General features: G+C 61.8%; 24 protein-coding genes and 2 tRNA genes. 12 read left to right on the top strand and 14 right to left on the bottom strand.

Features of this window, described 5'->3' with window-relative positions:
* Nucleotides 1-9: 9 nt before the first annotated feature.
* The 3 genes from ABFY71_RS13450 to ABFY71_RS13440 form a co-directional block, all read right to left on the bottom strand.
* Entirely contained in the window at nt 10-678 is a 669-nt protein-coding gene (locus tag ABFY71_RS13450; protein WP_347946553.1) for an outer membrane protein, read from the bottom strand.
* 171 nt (nt 679-849) lie between these two features.
* Complete coding sequence (locus ABFY71_RS13445) at nt 850-1,047, bottom strand: hypothetical protein (RefSeq protein ID WP_347946552.1); 198 nt, start codon at nt 1,045-1,047, stop codon at nt 850-852.
* Between the two features lie 2 nt (nt 1,048-1,049).
* On the bottom strand, nt 1,050-1,922 hold the full coding sequence (locus ABFY71_RS13440; protein WP_347946551.1) for a DUF6551 family protein: 873 nt from the start codon (nt 1,920-1,922) through the stop codon (nt 1,050-1,052).
* Nucleotides 1,923-2,215: 293 nt separating this feature from the next.
* Here ABFY71_RS13440 and ABFY71_RS13435 point away from each other — a divergent pair, with 293 nt between their 5' ends.
* Entirely contained in the window at nt 2,216-2,461 is a 246-nt protein-coding gene (locus ABFY71_RS13435; protein ID WP_347946550.1) for a hypothetical protein, read from the top strand.
* Nucleotides 2,462-2,598: 137 nt separating this feature from the next.
* Here the strand turns inward: ABFY71_RS13435 and ABFY71_RS13430 are convergent, their stop codons facing one another.
* Nucleotides 2,599-2,904 carry a helix-turn-helix transcriptional regulator gene (locus ABFY71_RS13430; RefSeq protein ID WP_347946549.1) on the bottom strand — a complete coding sequence of 102 codons (306 nt, stop codon included), beginning with the start codon at nt 2,902-2,904 and terminating at the stop codon, nt 2,599-2,601.
* A 74-nt stretch (nt 2,905-2,978) separates the two neighbouring features.
* Here ABFY71_RS13430 and ABFY71_RS13425 point away from each other — a divergent pair, with 74 nt between their 5' ends.
* From ABFY71_RS13425 to ABFY71_RS13405, 5 genes are all read left to right on the top strand, one after another.
* On the top strand, nt 2,979-3,152 hold the full coding sequence (locus tag ABFY71_RS13425) for a hypothetical protein (protein ID WP_347946548.1): 174 nt from the start codon (nt 2,979-2,981) through the stop codon (nt 3,150-3,152).
* A 75-nt stretch (nt 3,153-3,227) separates the two neighbouring features.
* Entirely contained in the window at nt 3,228-3,527 is a 300-nt protein-coding gene (locus ABFY71_RS13420) for a hypothetical protein (RefSeq protein ID WP_347946547.1), read from the top strand.
* Nucleotides 3,524-3,907 (top strand): hypothetical protein, encoded by a 384-nt coding sequence (locus ABFY71_RS13415; protein WP_347946546.1) that lies wholly within the window; start codon nt 3,524-3,526, stop codon nt 3,905-3,907. Before ABFY71_RS13420 ends, ABFY71_RS13415 begins: the two co-directional genes overlap by 4 nt.
* 48 nt (nt 3,908-3,955) lie before the next feature.
* The gene (locus ABFY71_RS13410; protein WP_347946545.1) at nt 3,956-4,924 is read left to right on the top strand and encodes a site-specific integrase; all 969 of its coding nucleotides are present in this window, start codon (nt 3,956-3,958) and stop codon (nt 4,922-4,924) included.
* Nucleotides 4,925-5,028: 104 nt separating this feature from the next.
* Entirely contained in the window at nt 5,029-5,283 is a 255-nt protein-coding gene (locus ABFY71_RS13405; protein WP_347946544.1) for a hypothetical protein, read from the top strand.
* Between the two features lie 451 nt (nt 5,284-5,734).
* Here ABFY71_RS13405 and ABFY71_RS13400 read toward each other — a convergent pair whose 3' ends face one another.
* From ABFY71_RS13400 to ABFY71_RS13365, 8 genes are all read right to left on the bottom strand, one after another.
* A complete protein-coding gene (locus tag ABFY71_RS13400) occupies nt 5,735-6,583 on the bottom strand; it encodes a DUF3800 domain-containing protein (RefSeq protein ID WP_347946543.1) in 849 nt (282 codons plus the stop codon).
* A gap of 226 nt (nt 6,584-6,809) precedes the next feature.
* Nucleotides 6,810-6,885 (bottom strand) — tRNA-Phe (locus tag ABFY71_RS13395).
* Between the two features lie 162 nt (nt 6,886-7,047).
* Nucleotides 7,048-7,257 (bottom strand): DNA gyrase inhibitor YacG, encoded by a 210-nt coding sequence (yacG, locus tag ABFY71_RS13390; RefSeq protein WP_347946542.1) that lies wholly within the window; start codon nt 7,255-7,257, stop codon nt 7,048-7,050.
* The gene (locus ABFY71_RS13385; protein ID WP_305581163.1) at nt 7,257-7,895 is read right to left on the bottom strand and encodes a Maf family nucleotide pyrophosphatase; all 639 of its coding nucleotides are present in this window, start codon (nt 7,893-7,895) and stop codon (nt 7,257-7,259) included. Before ABFY71_RS13385 ends, yacG begins: the two co-directional genes overlap by 1 nt.
* Before the next feature lie 109 nt (nt 7,896-8,004).
* Nucleotides 8,005-8,223 (bottom strand): translation initiation factor IF-1, encoded by a 219-nt coding sequence (gene infA / locus ABFY71_RS13380; RefSeq protein ID WP_046109701.1) that lies wholly within the window; start codon nt 8,221-8,223, stop codon nt 8,005-8,007.
* A gap of 76 nt (nt 8,224-8,299) precedes the next feature.
* Nucleotides 8,300-9,271 carry a UPF0262 family protein gene (locus ABFY71_RS13375; RefSeq protein WP_347946541.1) on the bottom strand — a complete coding sequence of 324 codons (972 nt, stop codon included), beginning with the start codon at nt 9,269-9,271 and terminating at the stop codon, nt 8,300-8,302.
* An 8-nt stretch (nt 9,272-9,279) separates the two neighbouring features.
* Entirely contained in the window at nt 9,280-10,572 is a 1,293-nt protein-coding gene (hisD, locus tag ABFY71_RS13370) for a histidinol dehydrogenase (RefSeq protein WP_347946540.1), read from the bottom strand.
* 9 nt (nt 10,573-10,581) lie between these two features.
* Nucleotides 10,582-11,016 carry a DUF2948 family protein gene (locus tag ABFY71_RS13365; protein ID WP_347946539.1) on the bottom strand — a complete coding sequence of 145 codons (435 nt, stop codon included), beginning with the start codon at nt 11,014-11,016 and terminating at the stop codon, nt 10,582-10,584.
* Nucleotides 11,017-11,191: 175 nt separating this feature from the next.
* Here ABFY71_RS13365 and ABFY71_RS13360 point away from each other — a divergent pair, with 175 nt between their 5' ends.
* The 4 genes from ABFY71_RS13360 to ABFY71_RS13345 are packed head-to-tail and all read left to right on the top strand — an operon-like array spanning nt 11,192 to nt 14,821.
* Nucleotides 11,192-11,824: a TetR/AcrR family transcriptional regulator gene (locus tag ABFY71_RS13360; RefSeq protein ID WP_347946538.1), complete on the top strand. Its 633-nt coding sequence runs from the start codon at nt 11,192-11,194 to the stop codon at nt 11,822-11,824.
* Nucleotides 11,821-12,756 carry an HlyD family secretion protein gene (locus ABFY71_RS13355; RefSeq protein WP_347946537.1) on the top strand — a complete coding sequence of 312 codons (936 nt, stop codon included), beginning with the start codon at nt 11,821-11,823 and terminating at the stop codon, nt 12,754-12,756. Before ABFY71_RS13360 ends, ABFY71_RS13355 begins: the two co-directional genes overlap by 4 nt.
* On the top strand, nt 12,753-13,691 hold the full coding sequence (locus tag ABFY71_RS13350) for an ABC transporter ATP-binding protein (RefSeq protein ID WP_347946536.1): 939 nt from the start codon (nt 12,753-12,755) through the stop codon (nt 13,689-13,691). The genes ABFY71_RS13355 and ABFY71_RS13350 overlap by 4 nt, the downstream gene beginning before the upstream one ends.
* Nucleotides 13,688-14,821: an ABC transporter permease gene (locus tag ABFY71_RS13345; protein WP_347946535.1), complete on the top strand. Its 1,134-nt coding sequence runs from the start codon at nt 13,688-13,690 to the stop codon at nt 14,819-14,821. Before ABFY71_RS13350 ends, ABFY71_RS13345 begins: the two co-directional genes overlap by 4 nt.
* 26 nt (nt 14,822-14,847) lie before the next feature.
* Here the strand turns inward: ABFY71_RS13345 and murA are convergent, their stop codons facing one another.
* On the bottom strand, nt 14,848-16,140 hold the full coding sequence (gene murA, locus ABFY71_RS13340; protein WP_347946534.1) for a UDP-N-acetylglucosamine 1-carboxyvinyltransferase: 1,293 nt from the start codon (nt 16,138-16,140) through the stop codon (nt 14,848-14,850).
* A gap of 132 nt (nt 16,141-16,272) precedes the next feature.
* Nucleotides 16,273-16,437: a hypothetical protein gene (locus tag ABFY71_RS13335; protein ID WP_305581183.1), complete on the bottom strand. Its 165-nt coding sequence runs from the start codon at nt 16,435-16,437 to the stop codon at nt 16,273-16,275.
* 122 nt (nt 16,438-16,559) lie between these two features.
* On the opposite strand from ABFY71_RS13335, the gene ABFY71_RS13330 reads away from it, so the two are divergent.
* Both ABFY71_RS13330 and ABFY71_RS19420 read left to right on the top strand, forming a co-directional pair.
* Nucleotides 16,560-16,634, top strand: a tRNA-Thr gene (locus ABFY71_RS13330).
* A 246-nt stretch (nt 16,635-16,880) separates the two neighbouring features.
* The gene (locus ABFY71_RS19420) at nt 16,881-17,177 is read left to right on the top strand and encodes a hypothetical protein (protein WP_347946533.1); all 297 of its coding nucleotides are present in this window, start codon (nt 16,881-16,883) and stop codon (nt 17,175-17,177) included.
* Nucleotides 17,178-17,341: the final 164 nt, after the last annotated feature.

Genomic DNA, 17,341 nt, shown 5'->3' with positions numbered 1-17,341 from the left:
TTGGGAGTGCTAGAACTTGAAGCTTACACCGGCGCGGACCGTGCTGAACTTGACGTTCGCATCAATGCCACCTGGGACGGAGGCACCAAGATAGTTCCGGGTGCCGAGGTCGGTGTAGAGGTATTCGGCGCGCACGATCACATTGTCGGTTGCGGCATACTCAGCGCCGGCGCCGATCGTCCAGCCGGCATGTGTCTGGCGCTCGCTGAACGACAAACCGCCAGCAGAAGCGTTGAAGCTACCCGTGCCGTAGGCGAAACCGCCGGTGACGTAAGGCAGGAAGCGATCAACTGGCAGGCCGACGCGAGCGCGAACACTGCCGAAATTGTCAACACGAAGCGACGAAGTCACGCCACCGAAGACCTCGGTGTAATTCATGTCGCTGAGGCTGAAGTCGGCTTCCGCGCCAACGACAAACCCGCCGAGATCATAATTGTAGCCCGCATGCACGCCACCGCCGAAGCCGTTGGCATTGTAGTCCGGTGCGCCTGCGATGCTAGTGTCGATTGTGCCCCAGCCGTACCCAGCGTTGGCGCCGACATAGAAACCGGTCCAAGAAAAGCCCGCCGCATAGGTGGTGGCGATTGGCTCGGGCTGGAATGCAACCAGATCCGCAGCCTGAACAGCAGTAGAAGCGGCTAGCACTGCAATGGCAGATGTAAAAATCGTTTTAATCATGAAATTCCCCAAGATGACTGCCGCAATAAAGACAGAATTTCGCCACGAGTCAATGAACGCTCGCCATTGACTTTATATGCCCAACATTGGGTTAGGCCTTTCCAGCCCGGCTTCACCCCCCTGTAGCTGTGGATTGCGAGCAAGGCGATCACGACGGTTCGTCGGGATCGCCTACGCAACCTTAGGGGGCAGCTCCGTTCGGTTCAGAGTGACCGGCGCATCGTTCTGATCGGTCTCCACTTCAACTGCGTCGTCCCCTTCAAGGTCCGCGTCACCTTCAAGGCTGTCGAGGATGTCTACCAGTTGCTCGATCAGCAGTCGCAGCGCCTCCGCAAGCTCGACGGGGCCCGAAGTAGCATCGCCGGCCATAGTCAATGAAGGTGAGCGGCCGTTGTCCGAACAGGATCAACGGCGTTGTGACCCGGCTCTTGAAGCCTGCGTTCCAGATGCTGACGAACTCGCTCGGTCACCAGGTGGCGCACAGTGGCCGGAAAGATATTGTCTCGACCGTCTGTCACCTCGCCCCAGACATCTACGATGCAGAAGTCGTCCATTGCTCGCAAGAGGGTCTCGCCCTGATCGACCCAGGGTGTCCCGTGCAACGCCTGGCAGTATCCCTCGATGATCGTCGCCCGAACAAAGCCGGCATTGCCGTCTGCCGTTTCGGTGATGCATTGGAGCGCGGTGATCAGGGTATCACGGCCATAGACCTTAAGGCACCTGGTGAGCGCCCCCACAGCCTGGGTCTCGCCGACCGCCATGTTCGCGAGTGACACGCTGCGTCGGACGATCTTTACACCGGCAGCGCCGCAGACCTCATGGAGTTCTCTGGCATCCTCATGGCCGGCGGCGAGCTTGGCATGAAACAGCTGTTGCGCCGTTGTCTTGGTGACATTCCCATTGACCGCGGCATAGGCTGCTGCCTGCTGCGCCCGGTCAGCTTGGACTATCTGACAGGGTACCTCCTCGAGCCCCCTGAGCATGGCAGCGATTGTTCGATGCTGGCCATCGACGATCGCGTACTTCCCGCCCTCCACTGGAGCGACAATGACCGGTGCGAACTTGGACCAGTCGAAGTTCTCGGCGATGTGATTGATGTTCTGGCGACCTCGCTTGCCGATCTCACGCTGGTAGGTGTCGTCCACCACAAACCTGTCGGTACCGATCCATGTCAGCATCGGCGCTGGGCCGGGGCGGAAGTCGCTCTTGGGTGCTACAGTAATGCTGGTGTCCAGGGTGTGCATGCCGGCCTCCTCAAAATGGCTGGCCCATGTGAGGAGGGATTATGTTGCTGAGGCCAGTCACGCGATTGGCGCTTCCCCTATTTCCCCGATCATATGCACTGGAAAAGCTGGAGCTGACCTCCGCTAAAGGGAATTAACGAAAGGCGCTAATCTGCGGGCCGCTCCACCAGGTCGACGATAATATCAGCCCGCTGCGCCGGCCTATAAATCGCGTGGTACCGGATTAGGTCGAACGGCAGTCCCGTGCGAGAGCCTCTTACGGAGCGCGCTATGGCTCGCTCGACTTTCAGGGCGTGGTCAGGATCGTCGCCTTCTCCGACATCCCGCTCGTACCAGAGGCCGCCGTCGCTCACCCGTCGGGCATAGACATGCAGGTCAATGCTTACGTCGATCTGGGCCAGTACCGCCAAGAGGCAACAGCCTTCAACTATTGCCGGTCTTTCGGCGCTCCCAATGGCGGCGCGCAGCGCGGCATATTTAATGCCGCCGATGAACTCGCCGTTGCCCAAAAGGAAATCGTCGAGTGCGATTACTGGTAAGCCAAGGTGCCTTGCTATGCGCCGGGATTTTCCCACACCGTTCATGCCGTCGATACCTATTAGGCGAGGCTTTTCGCTGGCTATGAGCACCTTCAGCGGGGCCAGTTCGTTCGGGGAAGTAATCTGGCCCTTCTGCCTCAATTCCGATTGTCGTCGACGTCGATATAGCCGTTGTCGATCGGCTTCCTGTGAAGCCGAACGCCTGGCCCACCATCAACTTTGTCGCCTTCGTCCAGGAACGCCACGCCGGCCGCTTCAAGTGCAGATCGGACAGCTGCGACGTTGTTGGCCATGCCTGAGGCTACACCTGGGCTCGCCTCCATCCGCTTCAGGGTCGGGATGGATATCTTGGCCAATGACGCGAGCTCAGATTGAGAAATGCCGGACAGTGCGCGGGCCGCCGCAATCTGCCGACCGGTGACACGATGATCTTTTTGATCCATAATGATCCAAAGGTATTGACTATTGGGATAACAGTGATCTATAGGTATCACATCAACCCAATAGGAGCAAGCAAATGCTGACCAACCGCCCCGCCACCGTCCGCCTTTCCCAGATCACCACCGACGCAGCCCTGGCCGCCTTCTTCGAGCGTGGTGAGCGCGACAGCGGCGCGGCCTTCGCAGTACCCGCCTCCCCCAAGCCAGTCCTGATCGGCGGCGCTGCCGTCAAGGTTCACGAATACGCCTGAAGCAAAGCGGCCCGGCCAGGGAGGGCAATCCCAAGCCGAGCCTGATCACCAATCCACCATTTGAAGGAACGACAGATGACCGACCACACCCATACTGATGACGCCCTCAGAAGACAAATCACGCCCGGCGCCGCCCGGCCGGTCGAGCCCGGAATGTCCCGTCGTGATCTCACCATCGACAGCGTCAAGCTGATCAGCATCGAGGACACGCTGGGCTGCGCCAAGACGCGGTGCGCCGCGCTCATGATGGCAGCTGAGGCTCTGGCGGAGAGATCTGAGCGGGATGCTATGAGCTGGCTGGCCGAAGATGCCGACCACATCATCAACTTGGCGATCGATGCCATCGAGGCCCTGCGCGGTGAGGTGCAGCCATGAACATCACCCGTCGCCTGATCCTGCAGGCACTCCCCTTCATTGGCGCATCGGCTGCCATCCCTGTCGTCATTGCCGCGCCGGTCGAGACCATGACGCGACAGCAGCGTCTGGACTTCCACCTGGCCGGTCTGGTCGACCTGATCAACGAAACGTCCGGGCCCTGCGATGGCTGGACCGTGCAGGCAGGCCTCTACACGGATGACTCGCCGAAGCCTTGGTTCCGGGTCCGTCGCATCTGGAATGTGCCGGACATGAAAAATCCAAAGTTCCTTGTCGGCCGCAGCCGCGAGTTCAACCCGGTCACCGGGGAGCATGCCGACTATGACCCCATGCCCGACCTGTCTGGGTGGACCCCCACGGTTCGCAGGACGCCCCGGTAAAGACGGGCGCAAATCGGGGCGCCGCTGCTCCACAACGGAGGAATACCCATGAACTATGTTGCCCGCATCGACGCAGCATCAGCATCGCTGGCTCTGGTGACCATCCCTACCCCAGGGGACAGCGCCAGGCGTTATGCAAGGGCCTCCAAGAGCGACGGCACCCTGCGGGCCTATGGCTCCGCACTGCGGTCATTCGAGGCCTGGTGCAGCGCCCACGACCTGCAGGCAGTCCCGGCCGACGTCACCACCGTTGTGGACTTTCTCTCCGCCGAGGCAGATGCCGGCCGCAAGGTGTCATCGATCGCCCAGAAAGCTGCAGCGATCCGGTGGGCACACAAGACCGCCGGGCTCCTCTCCCCGACCGATGCCGAGGCGGTTCAGAACGTCATGCGCGGCATTCGGCGCGAGGTTGGCGTGGCACCCGTCCAGAAGCAGCCGGCGACCGCAGAGCGCATCCTCACCATGATTGCGCATGTCCCCGATACCATGGCGGGCAAACGGGACCGTGCCATGTTGCTGCTGGGCTTTGCCGGCGCGTTCCGACGCAGCGAGCTGGCCGCGCTCAATGTCGATGATCTGACCTATGGTGAGGCCGGGGTGGACGTGCTTATCCGGCGCAGCAAGACCGATCAGGAGGGACAGGGCAAAACGGTGGCTGTACCCCACGGCACCCACCTTCTGCCCGTGCAAGCGCTCCGCACCTGGCTGGTGGCTGCAGGCATCACCACGGGTCCGATATTCCGGTCGGTGTCGCGCAGCGGCAAGGTTGGGGAAGATGCCATCACCGGCCATACCGTCGCCAATGTGGTGAAGCGCTATGCCAAGCTGGCCGGGCTCGAGGTGGCGGGGTTCAGTGGGCATTCCCTGCGCGCTGGGTTTGTCACGTCTGCCGCCGACCGCGGCGCCGACCTGAACCGGATTATGGACGTGTCACGCCATGTAGATCCCAGGACGGTGCGGACCTATATCCGGCGGGCCGATCGGTACAAGGATCATGCAGGATCCGGATTCTTGTAGCCGCGGCGCGTTTCCGCGACGGTTGCAGCGTCGGTGAATTGCTTTGTTCTGGCCTCTAGCCTAAATGCCTTGCCAAGTGGCGTTTGCGCCTTATGGAGGACCCGATGGACGAATCTGTGTTGACGCCAACCATCCGAGAGGCTGCGGCGCTACGAGGACGGCGCCAGTTTGCTGAAGCAATGCACGTCATCGAGGATGCTATGGTCGATGTGCCTGCCGGCGACGACCTTCGGGTGAATGCTTGGCGCGAAGCCTTCTTGGCGGCAGTTGAAGGCGGCACCAGGCAACAGGCAGAGAAATATGCTCGCCTGATCGCTGAGACGGACCCCGATATGCCCTCCATCCGGCCTTACTTGTAGACTTAGGCGATGAAAATGCCTAAAGATATCGGGCAGCGCACTCTGAACCCAGGGTGTCGCGAAGGCTCTCCTCCTCAGGCCTAATGGGCCGCACATGAGCCTTCCGGCCGTCGGGCCGCACCACAGATCCTGAGCGCTGCACCTCGTCTCGTACTTACTCGTATATCCCGGGCCCCAGCACGATCGGCCCCTTGGTAGGACCCGACCCTTGTTCGTCATGGGCGCTGGGCTTTTCGTTAAGTCCCGTTATCGGCGGTCGCTGACCTGTACCAGATCGCCATGGTGTTGACGCGGACTCCGGCTTGATTCAAGGTGCGAGTCGGCAGGATACGCCGGATTTACCCTTAGCCGTCCCCTTCAGTGAGGGAAGGCAATTCCGAGACGGTTGTCCCAGAGCGGCAGCCTTTGAACGCTCGGCGATGCAACAAGGGCCGGGGCCTGCCGCCTTCCCTCACCTGCCGGACAACACGTGGCCGTAATACTCGAATATCCTCTTTTGGACCAACACCAGTTCTGACTGGAATGGCGTCGGCATCAACGCCAGCCCGTAATCGTCAACGCGGCCTCGTTCCCGTGCCATGATGGACCAAAGCTGCTTGGCAGGCTCGATAAATGGGGGCCGTTGATAGTTGCCGTCCGACGCAAAGTAAAACGCGCTGGCGATCACGTCGGCAAGCTGTGCTCCGGCCGAAAACTTGGAGCGCTCATGCTCGATCTGCCACATGCTCAGGACTTGAGGCCGAATTTCTCTCTTGATCAGCACCGTTGTGCCGCTGGTCTCTTGGCGCTTCAGATATTCGACATAGGCTCTGGTCTGGCTGTAGGCATGCCCACCCTTGTGAGAGAAGATGATCTTCACCAGGCTCGGTTTGCCGTGTTCCTTCATCGACTGCCGCCAAACCAAGTCGCTCACACGCTCCAGCACAAGGCGACTGAGCCAGTTATAGAACCACTCCTGCGAAGGAATTTTGGTGGCCTTCGCGTTGTGATAGCCCTTCATGTTCCGCTTATTTGAAGCAATGCAAAAGGCCCGGAGCGGCAGCGCCGACATGGCAGCGCAGGCTTGGACCTTCCGCGTGTCGCTGAGGTTTCTGAAGTGCAACTCCGGACCCTGCGTTGCCCCGATGGTCGTGCGAAGATGCTTCACCCAATCCACGATCTCAGGCTCTCGCTTTGCCCTGACTAAAACAGCGCCTAGAGTGAGCCATTCACTGGAGCCATCGGGATCGTCGGGGCGTACCTTGTGAAGGCCCGGCTCGCCGGCCTCATCAATGTAGACGATATATTCGGGCTCGCTCAATCCAGGCGCCCGCCTTCCTCGTCAAGAACAGAGGCTAGATGGCCGATCGGTTTGGTCCCTGGCGGGTTTCTGGCTTCCATGTGCCATTTCATGTGCCATGGATTCGCCGAGGGTGTCGAGAAGTGCTCGGAAATGCTGGGGATACACTGGCACAAGGATGGCACACGCATCGAACATCAAGGCAACTGCCGAAGGCCACAAGTGTCTGATTTAACTAATGAAATTGTGGTGCCCGGGACCGGAATCGAACCAGTGACACGCGGATTTTCAATCCGCTGCTCTACCAACTGAGCTACCCGGGCAAGTGGGCGGGAGGTCCGCCCGGCTTGAAGCCATGGGCCTTATAGGGGATGGGTTTTTGCCGTGCAAGCGGGAAAAGGGCATGTGGAAAAGGAGTTTGCGATCGGCGCCGGAAAGCCAGCGGACAGCGGGACAAAGGGCGGGGCGGCAGGACCAGGATGGGCTCAGATATTGTTGTCTTCGTCGTCGCCGTAATTGGCGCCATCGGTGTCGGGCAGCAGTTCATCATCGCGCGCCGGAATGACGTAGCCGCCGGTCAGCCAGCGGTGCAGGTCCACATCGGCGCACCGCTTGGAGCAGAAGGGCTTAAAGGCCTCCACGGCAGGCTTGCCGCAGATCGGGCACGGGCGGAGCGGTGTGACAGGTTCGCTCATCAGACACCGGACAGGGTGGACTGGTTGAGCCAGTTGAAATGGACGGGGTAGCCCTCGCCGGCCAGCAGTTGGGCGGTTTCCATCAGGGGCAGACCAACGACACCGGAATAGGAACCGGAGAGTTTGACAACAAAGGCCGCGGCGATGCCCTGGATGGCGTAGCCGCCAGCCTTGCCCCGCCATTCGGCGCTGGCCAGATAGGCTTCCATTTCGCGGCTGGAGAGGCGCTTGAAGCGGATCCGGGTTTCCACCAGGCGCTGCCGCCTGGCGCCCGAGGGCGTCAGCACGGTCAGGCCGGTATAGACCCGGTGGGCCCGGCCCGAGAGCAGGGACAGGCACTCGCTGGCCTCCTGCATGGTTTCGGCCTTGGGCAGGATGCGCCGCCCGACGGCGACGACGGTGTCGGCGCCGAGCACGAGCGCACCCACGCCAAAACCAGCAGAGCGGGCCTTGTGCTGGGCGGTCAGCGCCTTGAGATCGGCAAGGCGTTGGGCCAGCTTGCGCGGCAGTTCGCCCTTTTCAGGCGTCTCATCGACATGGGCGGGCACCAGGTGCTCGGGTTCAATGCCAATCTGGTTGAGCAGAGCCAGCCGGCGCGGGGAGGCGGAGGCCAGGATCAGGTCCGGACGGCTGGCCATGAGGTCGAACTCCGTTGAGGGACTGGGCCCTTCGCGTGGCTCAGGGCGTTCATTCGCTCAAAACGATCCACTGAATCGTTTTGTCCACCCTTCGGGCGGTCGCGCCAAACTATTTGAAGCGGTAGGTGATGCGGCCCTTGGTGAGGTCATAGGGCGTCATTTCGCACAGGACCTTGTCACCGGCGAGGACGCGAATGCGATTCTTGCGCATGCGACCGGCGGTGTGGGCGATGATCTCATGGTCGTTCTCCAACTTGACCCGAAAGGTCGCGTTGGGAAGCAATTCCATTACCACGCCCGGGAATTCGAGCACTTCTTCCTTTGCCATACTGTCTCCAGATAAGACCCCGCGCTGCTCGGATTGGCGCGCCAGAGGTCGGAAATTGGGCGGAACCTACTTCAATTTATCGGGTTTGTGAACCACCGGAAACCAGTGACTCCAAGCGCTCGCGAACCCGCCTGGAAAGCATGTCGCGCAAAGCTCGATAGGCGCCCAGGACAACCTCGCGATTGCCCTCGACCAGCGAGGGATCGGGCACATCCCAATGCTCGATGGCGCCCGCCTCGAGATCCTTGCGCGTCACCGCTTCGAGCGCGTCATCGGACAGGCAGATCACCAGATCAAAATGGCTGGCCACCAGCTCATCGAGCGTGTGTGGCGTGTGCACGCTCATATCAATGCCCACCTCCTCCATGACCTGATGGACGAACTGATCGACCTTGCCGCCATTGACCCCCACCGAGCGGGCAATGATGCGGCCGGGAAAGGCCTTGCGGGCGAGCGCAGCGGCGATGGGCGAGCGCACCGCATTCATCGAGCAGACAAACAGCACGGTGGGCAGCATGGAGGTGCTCTCATCGATGCGGCTGGCATAGGGCTGCACGGCGCAGATCAGGGTGAACAGACGTCTGGCGGTGTTCAGATCGATGATCAGCTTATTGTCGAGTCGGCTGCGCAGCAGTTCGGCGGCTTCGTTGTGCAGGCCGCGCCGGGCCATGTCGACAGTCTCGATCTGGAATGGCTGGGCGGACCGAATGGCTTCGTAATAAGCGTCGCGAATGCGGAAATAGTCGCGGATCAGCCGGCGGAACGGGGTCAGCGACAGATAATGCGCCGCAATGGGCTGGAAAGTGTCGGGGTTGCGCACATCGAGCACGATGGAATTGCCGATGATGGAGATATGCAAGGCAAACGGCCCGGTGGCACTGACGCGGGCGGGCCGGAAGTTGTTGTCTTCGAGCAGGTCGTAGATGGCGACCCGCCATTCATGCACCTCGTCAGGATTGATCGAGGTGATGGTATTGGGATCGAGCGTGACGGTCACCAGACGATCGGTGCTGGCAGAATCGGACGTGGCGCGCGTGTTCGTGCCCACCAGCATGCTCAGCGGTTCAGGCGAATGGAAATGGACTGCCCGTGCCCGTGCAGCGCTTCAACCTCGGCAATGGTGACGGCCGCCTCCGAGAGCGCGGAAAGCGAGGACGGATCGCAGCCGAGAATGGAGGTGCGCTTCATGAAATCGAGCACGCCCAGGCCCGAGGCAAAACGTGCCGAACGGGCGGTGGGGAGCACGTGGTTGGAGCCGCCGACATAGTCGCCAATGGCTTCGGGCGTGTGGTGGCCCAAAAAGATCGCGCCAGCGTGGCGGATGGCGGGCAACAGGCCCTGCGGATCGTTGATGGCCAGTTCGACATGTTCGGAGGCAATGCGATTGGCCAGCAGCGCGGCTTCATCAAGCGAAGCCACGGTGATGATGGCGCCAAATTCGTCCCAGCCCTGGCGGGCGATCTCTTGCTTGGGCAACAGGGCAAGCTGGCGGTCGACCTCGGCAGCAACGGTATCGGCCAGGCCCTTTTCTGTGGTGACCAGGATGGATTGGGCCCCGGCGCCGTGCTCGGCCTGGGCGATGAGATCGGCGGCGACCCAGGCCGGGTTGGCCGAGCCATCGGCGATGACCAGCACCTCGGAGGGGCCGGCAATCATGTCAATACCGACCTGGCCGAAAACCTGACGCTTGGCGGTGGCGACATAGGCATTGCCCGGCCCCACGACCTTGTCGACCCTGGCAATGGATGCGGTGCCATAGGCCAGCGCGGCGACGGCCTGGGCGCCGCCAATGCGGTAAATCTCGGTCACGCCAGCGATCTGGGCGGCCAGCAGAATGGCGGGGTTGATCTCGCCATTGGGGGTGGGCACGACCATGGCGATGCGCGCCACGCCGGCGACCTGGGCTGGCACCGCATTCATCAAAACTGAAGAGGGGTAGGAGGCCAGGCCGCCCGGCACATAGATGCCGACGGCATCAACCGGGGTCCAGCGGGTCCCCAGCGTGACGCCGAGATGGTCGGTATAGATGTGGTCTTCCGGCTTCTGTTTGACGTGGTGTGCCCAGATGCGGTCATGGGCGGTCTGCAGCGCCGCGCGGATCGTGTCGGGTACACTGGCAGCGGCACGGGCAATCTCGTCGGCGGAGATGGCCAGCGTGTCGGGCGCAACATGGGAGCGATCAAACTTGTTGGTCAGTTCCACCACCGCCACGTCGCCGCGCCGGCGTACATCGGCAATGATGGCCGCCACGGTGTCGTTGACGTCCTGGCTGGCTTCGCGCTTGCCCTCAAGCAGTTGCACGAAGCGCTGCTCGAAATCGGGGTCGGCACTGTCGAGACGAATAGGCATCAGCAGTCCTCAGTCGAGAGAGTGGGCCGGCTTGGCCGCTGCGGCCCAGGCGCCACCCAGATCGCTGAGCCTGGCTTCCAGGCACTCAACACCGAGTCGAACGGTGCCACCGCCAGCAAAGCTGAGTTCGATGATGCCGGCGGGCCCGTCAATCGGCTTGAAGGTGATGGCCAGCAGTTCCAGCACGCCTTCGGCGGCTGCGGGATCATAGCCACTGGTGACGACGGACTGGACGGAATCAAAATGCAGCGCGGCGCGTTTGCGCACGCCCTTGTCCCGGTGGGTCTTGCCCGAATTCCAATCGAAGCGGTTCATCAGCAGCGCAAAGCGGCGATCGGCGCGCGCATAGCCCATGTCGGCAACGCGCACGACGGCATCCTGCACATGGGCGGAGATGACTTCGAGGTCTTCAGTATCGAGTGCCAGAAGCTTGAGGTCGGTCATGGATGGTCGGCCTTTGAATTGGATGGACCGTATCTGGCCACCCCGCCTCCGATCTACAAGTTTGACGCCTATTGAGCAATGCGGCACGGCAAAAAGCCGAGAGTCAATATCTGCGCAAAACCCCCTTCCTAATGACTGACCAGTCAGTTATATATTGAAGGGTCTGGAGATTGCGATGAACGAAAAGCCCAAGAAATTCCGGCGTCGCGCCGAGGCTCGGCCCGATGAAGTGCTCGACGCCGCCCTTGCGATGTTCGTCGAAAAAGGCTTTGCCGCCACCAAGGTGGACGAGGTGGCCCGCGCCGCCGGAGTCTCCAAAGGGCTGGTTTATTTGTATTTTCCCTCCAAGGAAGCGCTGTTAGAGGGCATCGTGCAGCGCGCCCTCGCACCGATTGCCAACCACGCTGTGGATAGCCTTGCCCATTTTGCCGGCGATCCGCGCGAGGCCATCACCCAATTGCTGACGATGTTGTGTCGGCATTTGGCCGACCCGGCCAAACTGGCTGTGCCCAAGCTGATCCTGAGCGAAGTCTCGCGGTTTCCCGAGCTGGCGGCCATGTATCGGCGCGAGGTGCTCGACAAGGTCCGCCCTGCGTTGGAAACCCTGTTGGCGCGCGGCGTCGCCAATGGTCACCTGCGGCCCATCGATCCGGAAATGGCGGTTCGTTCGGTGATCGGACCGCTGCTGGCCCATCTTGCGATGAGCGAATTGTTCGACCTGCGACCGGCTGATGGCTTGGCGCTGGAGCGCCTGCTCAAGAACCATCTCGACATTCTGTTTTATGGCATCAGCGAGGCACGGCCATGAACACATTTTTTGCCGGCATTCTGGCCGCCCTGATGGCGCTGCTGCCGGGCAGCGCGCCTGTGGAGGGCGGCTATATCGGCTATCTCGAGGCCGATTATGTCTATGTGGCGCCGGCCAGTGGCGGCCGCATTGTTGATATCGCCGTGGAAGAAGGCGCGTCCGTCACGGCAGGGCAAGTCCTATTCACGCTCGATGCGCGGCAGCACCAGGCCTTGCTGGACGCTGCTGAGGCAAGGGTAGCGTCAGCCGAGGCGACGCTGGACAATCTGGTAACGGGCAGCCGGGCGCAGGAAATCGATGTCATCCAGGCCGCCCTAGGCAAGGCGCAGTCAGATCTGGTGCTGGCGCGATCCAATCTTGCCCGCAGCGAGAAGCTGCTGGCGGCCGGAACGGTACCCGAGGTGCGTGTCGAACAGGACCGGGCGGCCCTCAATGCAGCCCATGCTCAGGTTGACCAGTTGGCCGCCCAGATCGGGGTCGCCAAATTGCCGGCGCGCAATGCCCAGCAGCTGGCTGCGGAAGCCAATCTCACTGCAGCGCGGGCCGATGCGCACCGGGCGGCATTGGATTTCGCCGATCGCCAGACCACGTCGCCGGTGGATGGTCTGGTTGACCGGCTGTTTTTCAGCGCCGGGGAAATGGCCGGAGGCGCACCGGTGGTGACCATCCTGCCGGCGGGGGCATTGAAAGCGCGGTTTTTCGTGCCCGAATCTGATCGCGCCGGCCTGGCATTGGGCGATGAGGTGCAGGTGGGATGCGATGGCTGCGCGGCCATGCGCGCCACCATCAGCTATCTGGCACAGACGCCGCAGACGACCCCGCCCGTGATCTATTCGCGCGAGGAACGGGGACGGCTGGTCTATCTGGTGGAAGCCGAGCTGGCGGCGCCCGGCACGCTGCAACCGGGTCAACCGGTTACGGTGACGCGATGAGCGCAGCCGGGGTTATCGACGTGCGCGGGATGAGCAAGCGGTTTGGTGACAAGCTGGTGGTTGACGCGTTCGACATCACCGTGCCGCGCGGCGCGATCTACGGCTTTCTAGGGCCCAATGGCTCGGGCAAGACGACGACTATCCGCATGCTGTGCGGCCTGCTGGTGCCCGACGCAGGGGAAGGCACGTGCCTGGGGTTTGATGTGCGCAGGCAGGCCGGCGAGATCAAGAAGCAGGTCGGCTACATGACGCAGAAGTTCAGCCTCTACGAAGATCTGTCGATTCGCGAGAATCTGGATTTCGTGGCCCGGATGTACGGCATCAGCAACCGCAAGGCGCGGGTAACGAAGGCGCTGGAGGAACTGGGACTGGCCGACCGCGCCGGACAATTGGCCGGCACTTTGTCGGGTGGCTGGAAGCAGCGCCTGGCGCTGGCGGCCTGCCTGATCCACGACCCGCAATTGCTGCTGCTCGATGAACCCACGGCGGGCGTTGATCCCAAAGCACGGCGCGACTTCTGGGACGAAATAAGGCGATTGAGCCAGACCGGCGTCACAGTGCTGGTCTCGACCCACTACATGGACGAGGCCGTGCAGTGCGACTTCATCACCTATATCGCCTATGGCAAGAAGCTGATCGACGGCCCGGCAGCCGATATTCCGGCCCAGGTGGGTCTGACCACCTGGCGCGCCGAGGGCCCTCACCTGGCGGCGCTGGAGACCGAGCTGGTGGGACAGGCCGGGGTGGCGCAGATCGCCCGCTTCGGCTCGACATTGCACGTATCGGGCATTGACGCGGCGGCACTGGCGAGCACGGTCAAGCGGTTCGAGACCAGGGGACCGCAGCGCTGGAGCCTGCAGCCGGCGGGGCTGGAAGAGGCGTTCATCTATCTGATGGCCGGGGCGCAGGACAATTTTTCGCGGGACGTTGCATGAGCTGGTTTTCCCTCTCCCGCTTTGTGGCGGTGCTGGCCAAGGAATTCATCCAGATGCAGCGCGACCGCGTCACCTTTGCCATGATGATCGGCCTGCCCATCATGCAACTGCTGCTGTTCGGCTATGCCATCAATGCCGATCCCCGCCACTTGCCGACATTGATCGAAGTCAATGATGACGGGCCGCTGGTGCGCGCCGTGCTGGCGGGCATGGAAACCTCAGGCTATTTCGACTTTGCCGGCGTGGTGCATGGCCCGGAAGCGGGCGAGGACGCACTGCGACGCGGCGCGGCCAGCTTCGTGGTGGTGATCCCGGACGATTTCGAGCGCGATGTGGTACGGGGGTTGCACCCCGACATCCTGATCGCGGCTGATGCGGCCGACCCTGCCGCTGTTGGGGGCGCGGCGGCCGCTCTGGGCGGCATCGTCAATGGCGCGGTGTCGCAGACGCTGACCGGGCCACTGGCCAGCGTAGCGGGGTCCCCTGCCCCGTTTGGCGTCATCGTGCACCGCCAATACAATCCCGAGGGCAAAACCTCGACCAATATCGTGCCGGGCCTGCTGGCCATCATCCTGTCGATGACCATGGTGATGATCACGGCGGTGGCCATCGTCAAGGAATATGAGCGCGGCACCATGGAGATGCTGATCTCCACCCCCGTCAAGCCGTTCGAAGTGATGCTGGGCAAGATACTGCCCTATGTGCTGGTGGGCTACGGGCAGACCGTCGTGTTTCTGGCGGCGGCATTCCTGCTGTTTTCGGTGCCGTTTGAAGGCAGTTTCCTGGCCTTCTTCATCGGCTTCAACCTGTTCGTGCTGGGCAATCTGGCGCTGGGATTTTTGATCTCGACTGTGGCACGCAGCCAGATGCAGGCCATGCAGCTAAGCTTTTTCACCATTCTGCCCTCGATCCTGCTGTCGGGCTTCATGTTCCCGTTTGCCGGCATGCCGGGCTGGGCGCAAGTGCTGGGCACAGGCGTGCCGTCCACCCATTTCATCCGGCTGGTACGCATGGTGATGCTGAAAGGCGCCGACAGTGGCGATGTCACCGGCCAGTTTGGCGCACTGGCGCTGATTCTGGTGGTGTTTTCGCTACTGGCAATGCTGCGCTATCGGCAGACGCTGGACTGACAGCGCCTGCCCGCCTGATGGACCAGCTAGCCGGCGACACGCTCGATCTCGGCGCCGCAGCGGCTGAGCTTGTCTTCCAGGCCCTCAAAGCCGCGATCGAGATGGTAGATGCGGTTGACGATGGTTTCGCCCTTGGCGGCGAGGCCGGCAATAACCAGCGACACCGAGGCGCGCAGATCGGTCGCCATCACCTGCGCACCCTTGAGCTGGGCCTTGCCGCGAATGGTTGCCAGCTGACCATCGACCGAAATATCGGCGCCAAAGCGAACCAGTTCGGCGACATGCATATAGCGGTTCTCAAAAATGGTTTCGCGGATATGGCTGGTGCCGGTGCTCATGGTCATCAGGGCCATGAACTGGGCCTGCAGATCGGTGGGGAAGCCGGGGAACGGCTCGGTTTCGACATCGACGGGCAGAATGGGCTGGTCACTGCGCTGAACGCGCAGGCCGCCGGATTCGACAGTGAGATCAACCCCGGTGCGGGCCAGAATATCGAGCGCAGCCTGCAGGTGCTCGGGACGCGCGCCCTTGAGCAGCACATTGCCGCCGGTCATGGCAGTCGCCATGGCAAAGGTGCCGGTTTCGATACGATCGGGGATCACGTCTACCGTGGCGCCATGCAACCGCTCAACGCCTTCGATGGTGAGCGTGCGGGTACCGATGCCGGAAATCCTCGCGCCCATGGCAACCAGGCATTCGGCGACATTGGTGATTTCGGGTTCGCAGGCAGCGTTCTCGATGATTGTCGTGCCCTTGGCCAGGGTGGCGGCCATCAGGATGGTGTGGGTGGCGCCGACCGACACCTTCGGGAAGATGATGGTGGCGCCGATCAGGCCGCCGCTGGGCGCCCTGGCAACGACATAGCCCTCATCGATATCGATCTCGGCGCCGAGCGCCTTGAGCCCGAACAGGAACAGATCAACCGGCCGGGTGCCAATGGCACAGCCGCCGGGCAGCGAGACGCGGGCTTCGTGGCAGCGCGCCAGCAGGGGACCGATCACCCAGAAACTGGCGCGCATCTTGGAGACCAGTTCATAGGGCGCGGTGGTGTCGACGATATCGGCGGCGTGGAAGGTCATGCGCTGGCCGACCATCTCGTCCTCGCCGCGGCGGCGACCATGCACGGCGATGTCGACGCCGTGGTTCTCCAGAATGCGTTCGAGCTGCTTGACGTCGGCAAGGCGCGGCACATTCTGCAGCACCAGCGGCTCGTCGGTCAGAAGTGAGGCAATCATCAGGGGCAGAGCGGCATTCTTGGCACCCGAAATGGCGATTTCGCCATTGAGTGCATTGCCACCGATCAAGCGGATACGGTCCATAGTCTAGTCGTCCTATATGGCGGGCTGCTGCCCTTGCTACCTGGGGATGGAGGTAGGCCAAGTCCTAGTTGCCACGTAAGCCAGACTCGCCGCACTCAGCGTTGAAGATGTCGATAGTCGCCCAAAAATGGTTTACGGTTTCTTCACCGTGACCGTTTCGGGGGCCGGTTGGGGATCGGGCGCCTGCTGTTCCGAACCGGAACGTGCCTTGGCCTGACCCTTGCGGCGCTTGAGGTTCTCGCGGAGCTTTGCGGCCAATCTTTGGTCACGAATCTCAGCCTGCTGGGATTTGGTCATGGGAGGGTATGGATTCGGGTTGGTGTCGAAGCCGGTGATAGGCGTTTTTTTGCCTTGCGTCGAGCCAGACCCTATGGCAGTAGAGCCCCCGTCGCGCCGAGCATTCCTGCCGCGTAACATTTGCTGCCGTAGCTCAGTGGTAGAGCACCCCATTGGTAATGGGGAGGCCGACAGTTCAATCCTGTCCGGCAGCACCATCCCAACCCCTTGAAATCATTTAAGCTCTTGCTTTTTCAAGGGTTGCGCCCATTTTGACGTTACAAATTGCATTACAAATGGACGCCATATTGGCTCGAAAAACTCCGTATCTGCTATTCCGGGACGGACGCTATTGTGCCCGCCGGACCGTCCCGCCCAAACTTCGGTCAATTGTCGGCACCAGAGAACTCAGAGAGCCTCTGGGCCCGAATAGACGCGTCGCAATTGAAAGATTGCCCGTTGCCTTGATCACGATCAACGCCAGGCTGGATCACGCCAGACATGTACTTGCCGCCGGGCAGGGTACTGAAGCAGCCAAGGCAGTTGCCCGGGCTGCACCCATGACGCCATCCGAGATGGCGCGTGCCCACTACAACGAACAGCTGGCATTGGACGATGCGCTTCGCAACTCTGGGCCGAGCTGGGCCAATGTCGGTATCAACGACTCATACGTCGCTGATCTGCGTGCTGCCGCGTCCGGCTCTCTTCATGACGAGCAGGTTAAACTCTACTCGGTGGCTTCCTCAAGAGGTATACGCTGAGGGGCAATCTCCATGCCCTGCCAGGAAGAGACGTCACATTGCGAACGAAGAAGACCGCAGTAGACCGATTGGCTAGGTATGAGATGGTTGGCTGAACGTCTGCTCTGCGCCCCATGCACGAACCCGCTTCGCGGGAGGGCGGGTGCGGCGTGGTCTCGGTTTCA

It is taken from the genome of Devosia alba, from assembly GCF_039938915.1.
GTDB classification, from domain to species: Bacteria; Pseudomonadota; Alphaproteobacteria; order Rhizobiales; family Devosiaceae; genus Devosia; species Devosia alba.
Note: the sequence above shows the minus strand (reverse complement) of the source record. Positions and strands in the feature narration are given on the sequence as shown.

Excerpts from the sequence above, each read along its gene's own strand:
- yacG (WP_347946542.1), bottom strand. The coding sequence starts at position 7,257 with ATGAGCGAACCTGTCACACCGCTCCGCCCGTGCCCGATCTGCGGCAAG.
- ABFY71_RS13355 (WP_347946537.1), top strand. The coding sequence starts at position 11,821 with ATGAACACATTTTTTGCCGGCATTCTGGCCGCCCTGATGGCGCTGCTG.
- ABFY71_RS13430 (WP_347946549.1), bottom strand. The coding sequence starts at position 2,904 with ATGGATCAAAAAGATCATCGTGTCACCGGTCGGCAGATTGCGGCGGCC.
- ABFY71_RS13385 (WP_305581163.1), bottom strand. The coding sequence starts at position 7,895 with ATGGCCAGCCGTCCGGACCTGATCCTGGCCTCCGCCTCCCCGCGCCGG.
- ABFY71_RS13440 (WP_347946551.1), bottom strand. The coding sequence starts at position 1,922 with ATGCACACCCTGGACACCAGCATTACTGTAGCACCCAAGAGCGACTTC.
- ABFY71_RS13360 (WP_347946538.1), top strand. The coding sequence starts at position 11,192 with ATGAACGAAAAGCCCAAGAAATTCCGGCGTCGCGCCGAGGCTCGGCCC.
- ABFY71_RS13415 (WP_347946546.1), top strand. The coding sequence starts at position 3,524 with ATGAACATCACCCGTCGCCTGATCCTGCAGGCACTCCCCTTCATTGGC.
- ABFY71_RS13425 (WP_347946548.1), top strand. The coding sequence starts at position 2,979 with ATGCTGACCAACCGCCCCGCCACCGTCCGCCTTTCCCAGATCACCACC.
- ABFY71_RS13405 (WP_347946544.1), top strand. The coding sequence starts at position 5,029 with ATGGACGAATCTGTGTTGACGCCAACCATCCGAGAGGCTGCGGCGCTA.
- hisD (WP_347946540.1), bottom strand. The coding sequence starts at position 10,572 with ATGCCTATTCGTCTCGACAGTGCCGACCCCGATTTCGAGCAGCGCTTC.
- ABFY71_RS13445 (WP_347946552.1), bottom strand. The coding sequence starts at position 1,047 with ATGGCCGGCGATGCTACTTCGGGCCCCGTCGAGCTTGCGGAGGCGCTG.
- ABFY71_RS13345 (WP_347946535.1), top strand. The coding sequence starts at position 13,688 with ATGAGCTGGTTTTCCCTCTCCCGCTTTGTGGCGGTGCTGGCCAAGGAA.
- ABFY71_RS13420 (WP_347946547.1), top strand. The coding sequence starts at position 3,228 with ATGACCGACCACACCCATACTGATGACGCCCTCAGAAGACAAATCACG.
- ABFY71_RS13365 (WP_347946539.1), bottom strand. The coding sequence starts at position 11,016 with ATGACCGACCTCAAGCTTCTGGCACTCGATACTGAAGACCTCGAAGTC.
- ABFY71_RS13335 (WP_305581183.1), bottom strand. The coding sequence starts at position 16,437 with ATGACCAAATCCCAGCAGGCTGAGATTCGTGACCAAAGATTGGCCGCA.
- ABFY71_RS13450 (WP_347946553.1), bottom strand. The coding sequence starts at position 678 with ATGATTAAAACGATTTTTACATCTGCCATTGCAGTGCTAGCCGCTTCT.
- ABFY71_RS13410 (WP_347946545.1), top strand. The coding sequence starts at position 3,956 with ATGAACTATGTTGCCCGCATCGACGCAGCATCAGCATCGCTGGCTCTG.
- infA (WP_046109701.1), bottom strand. The coding sequence starts at position 8,223 with ATGGCAAAGGAAGAAGTGCTCGAATTCCCGGGCGTGGTAATGGAATTG.
- ABFY71_RS13350 (WP_347946536.1), top strand. The coding sequence starts at position 12,753 with ATGAGCGCAGCCGGGGTTATCGACGTGCGCGGGATGAGCAAGCGGTTT.
- murA (WP_347946534.1), bottom strand. The coding sequence starts at position 16,140 with ATGGACCGTATCCGCTTGATCGGTGGCAATGCACTCAATGGCGAAATC.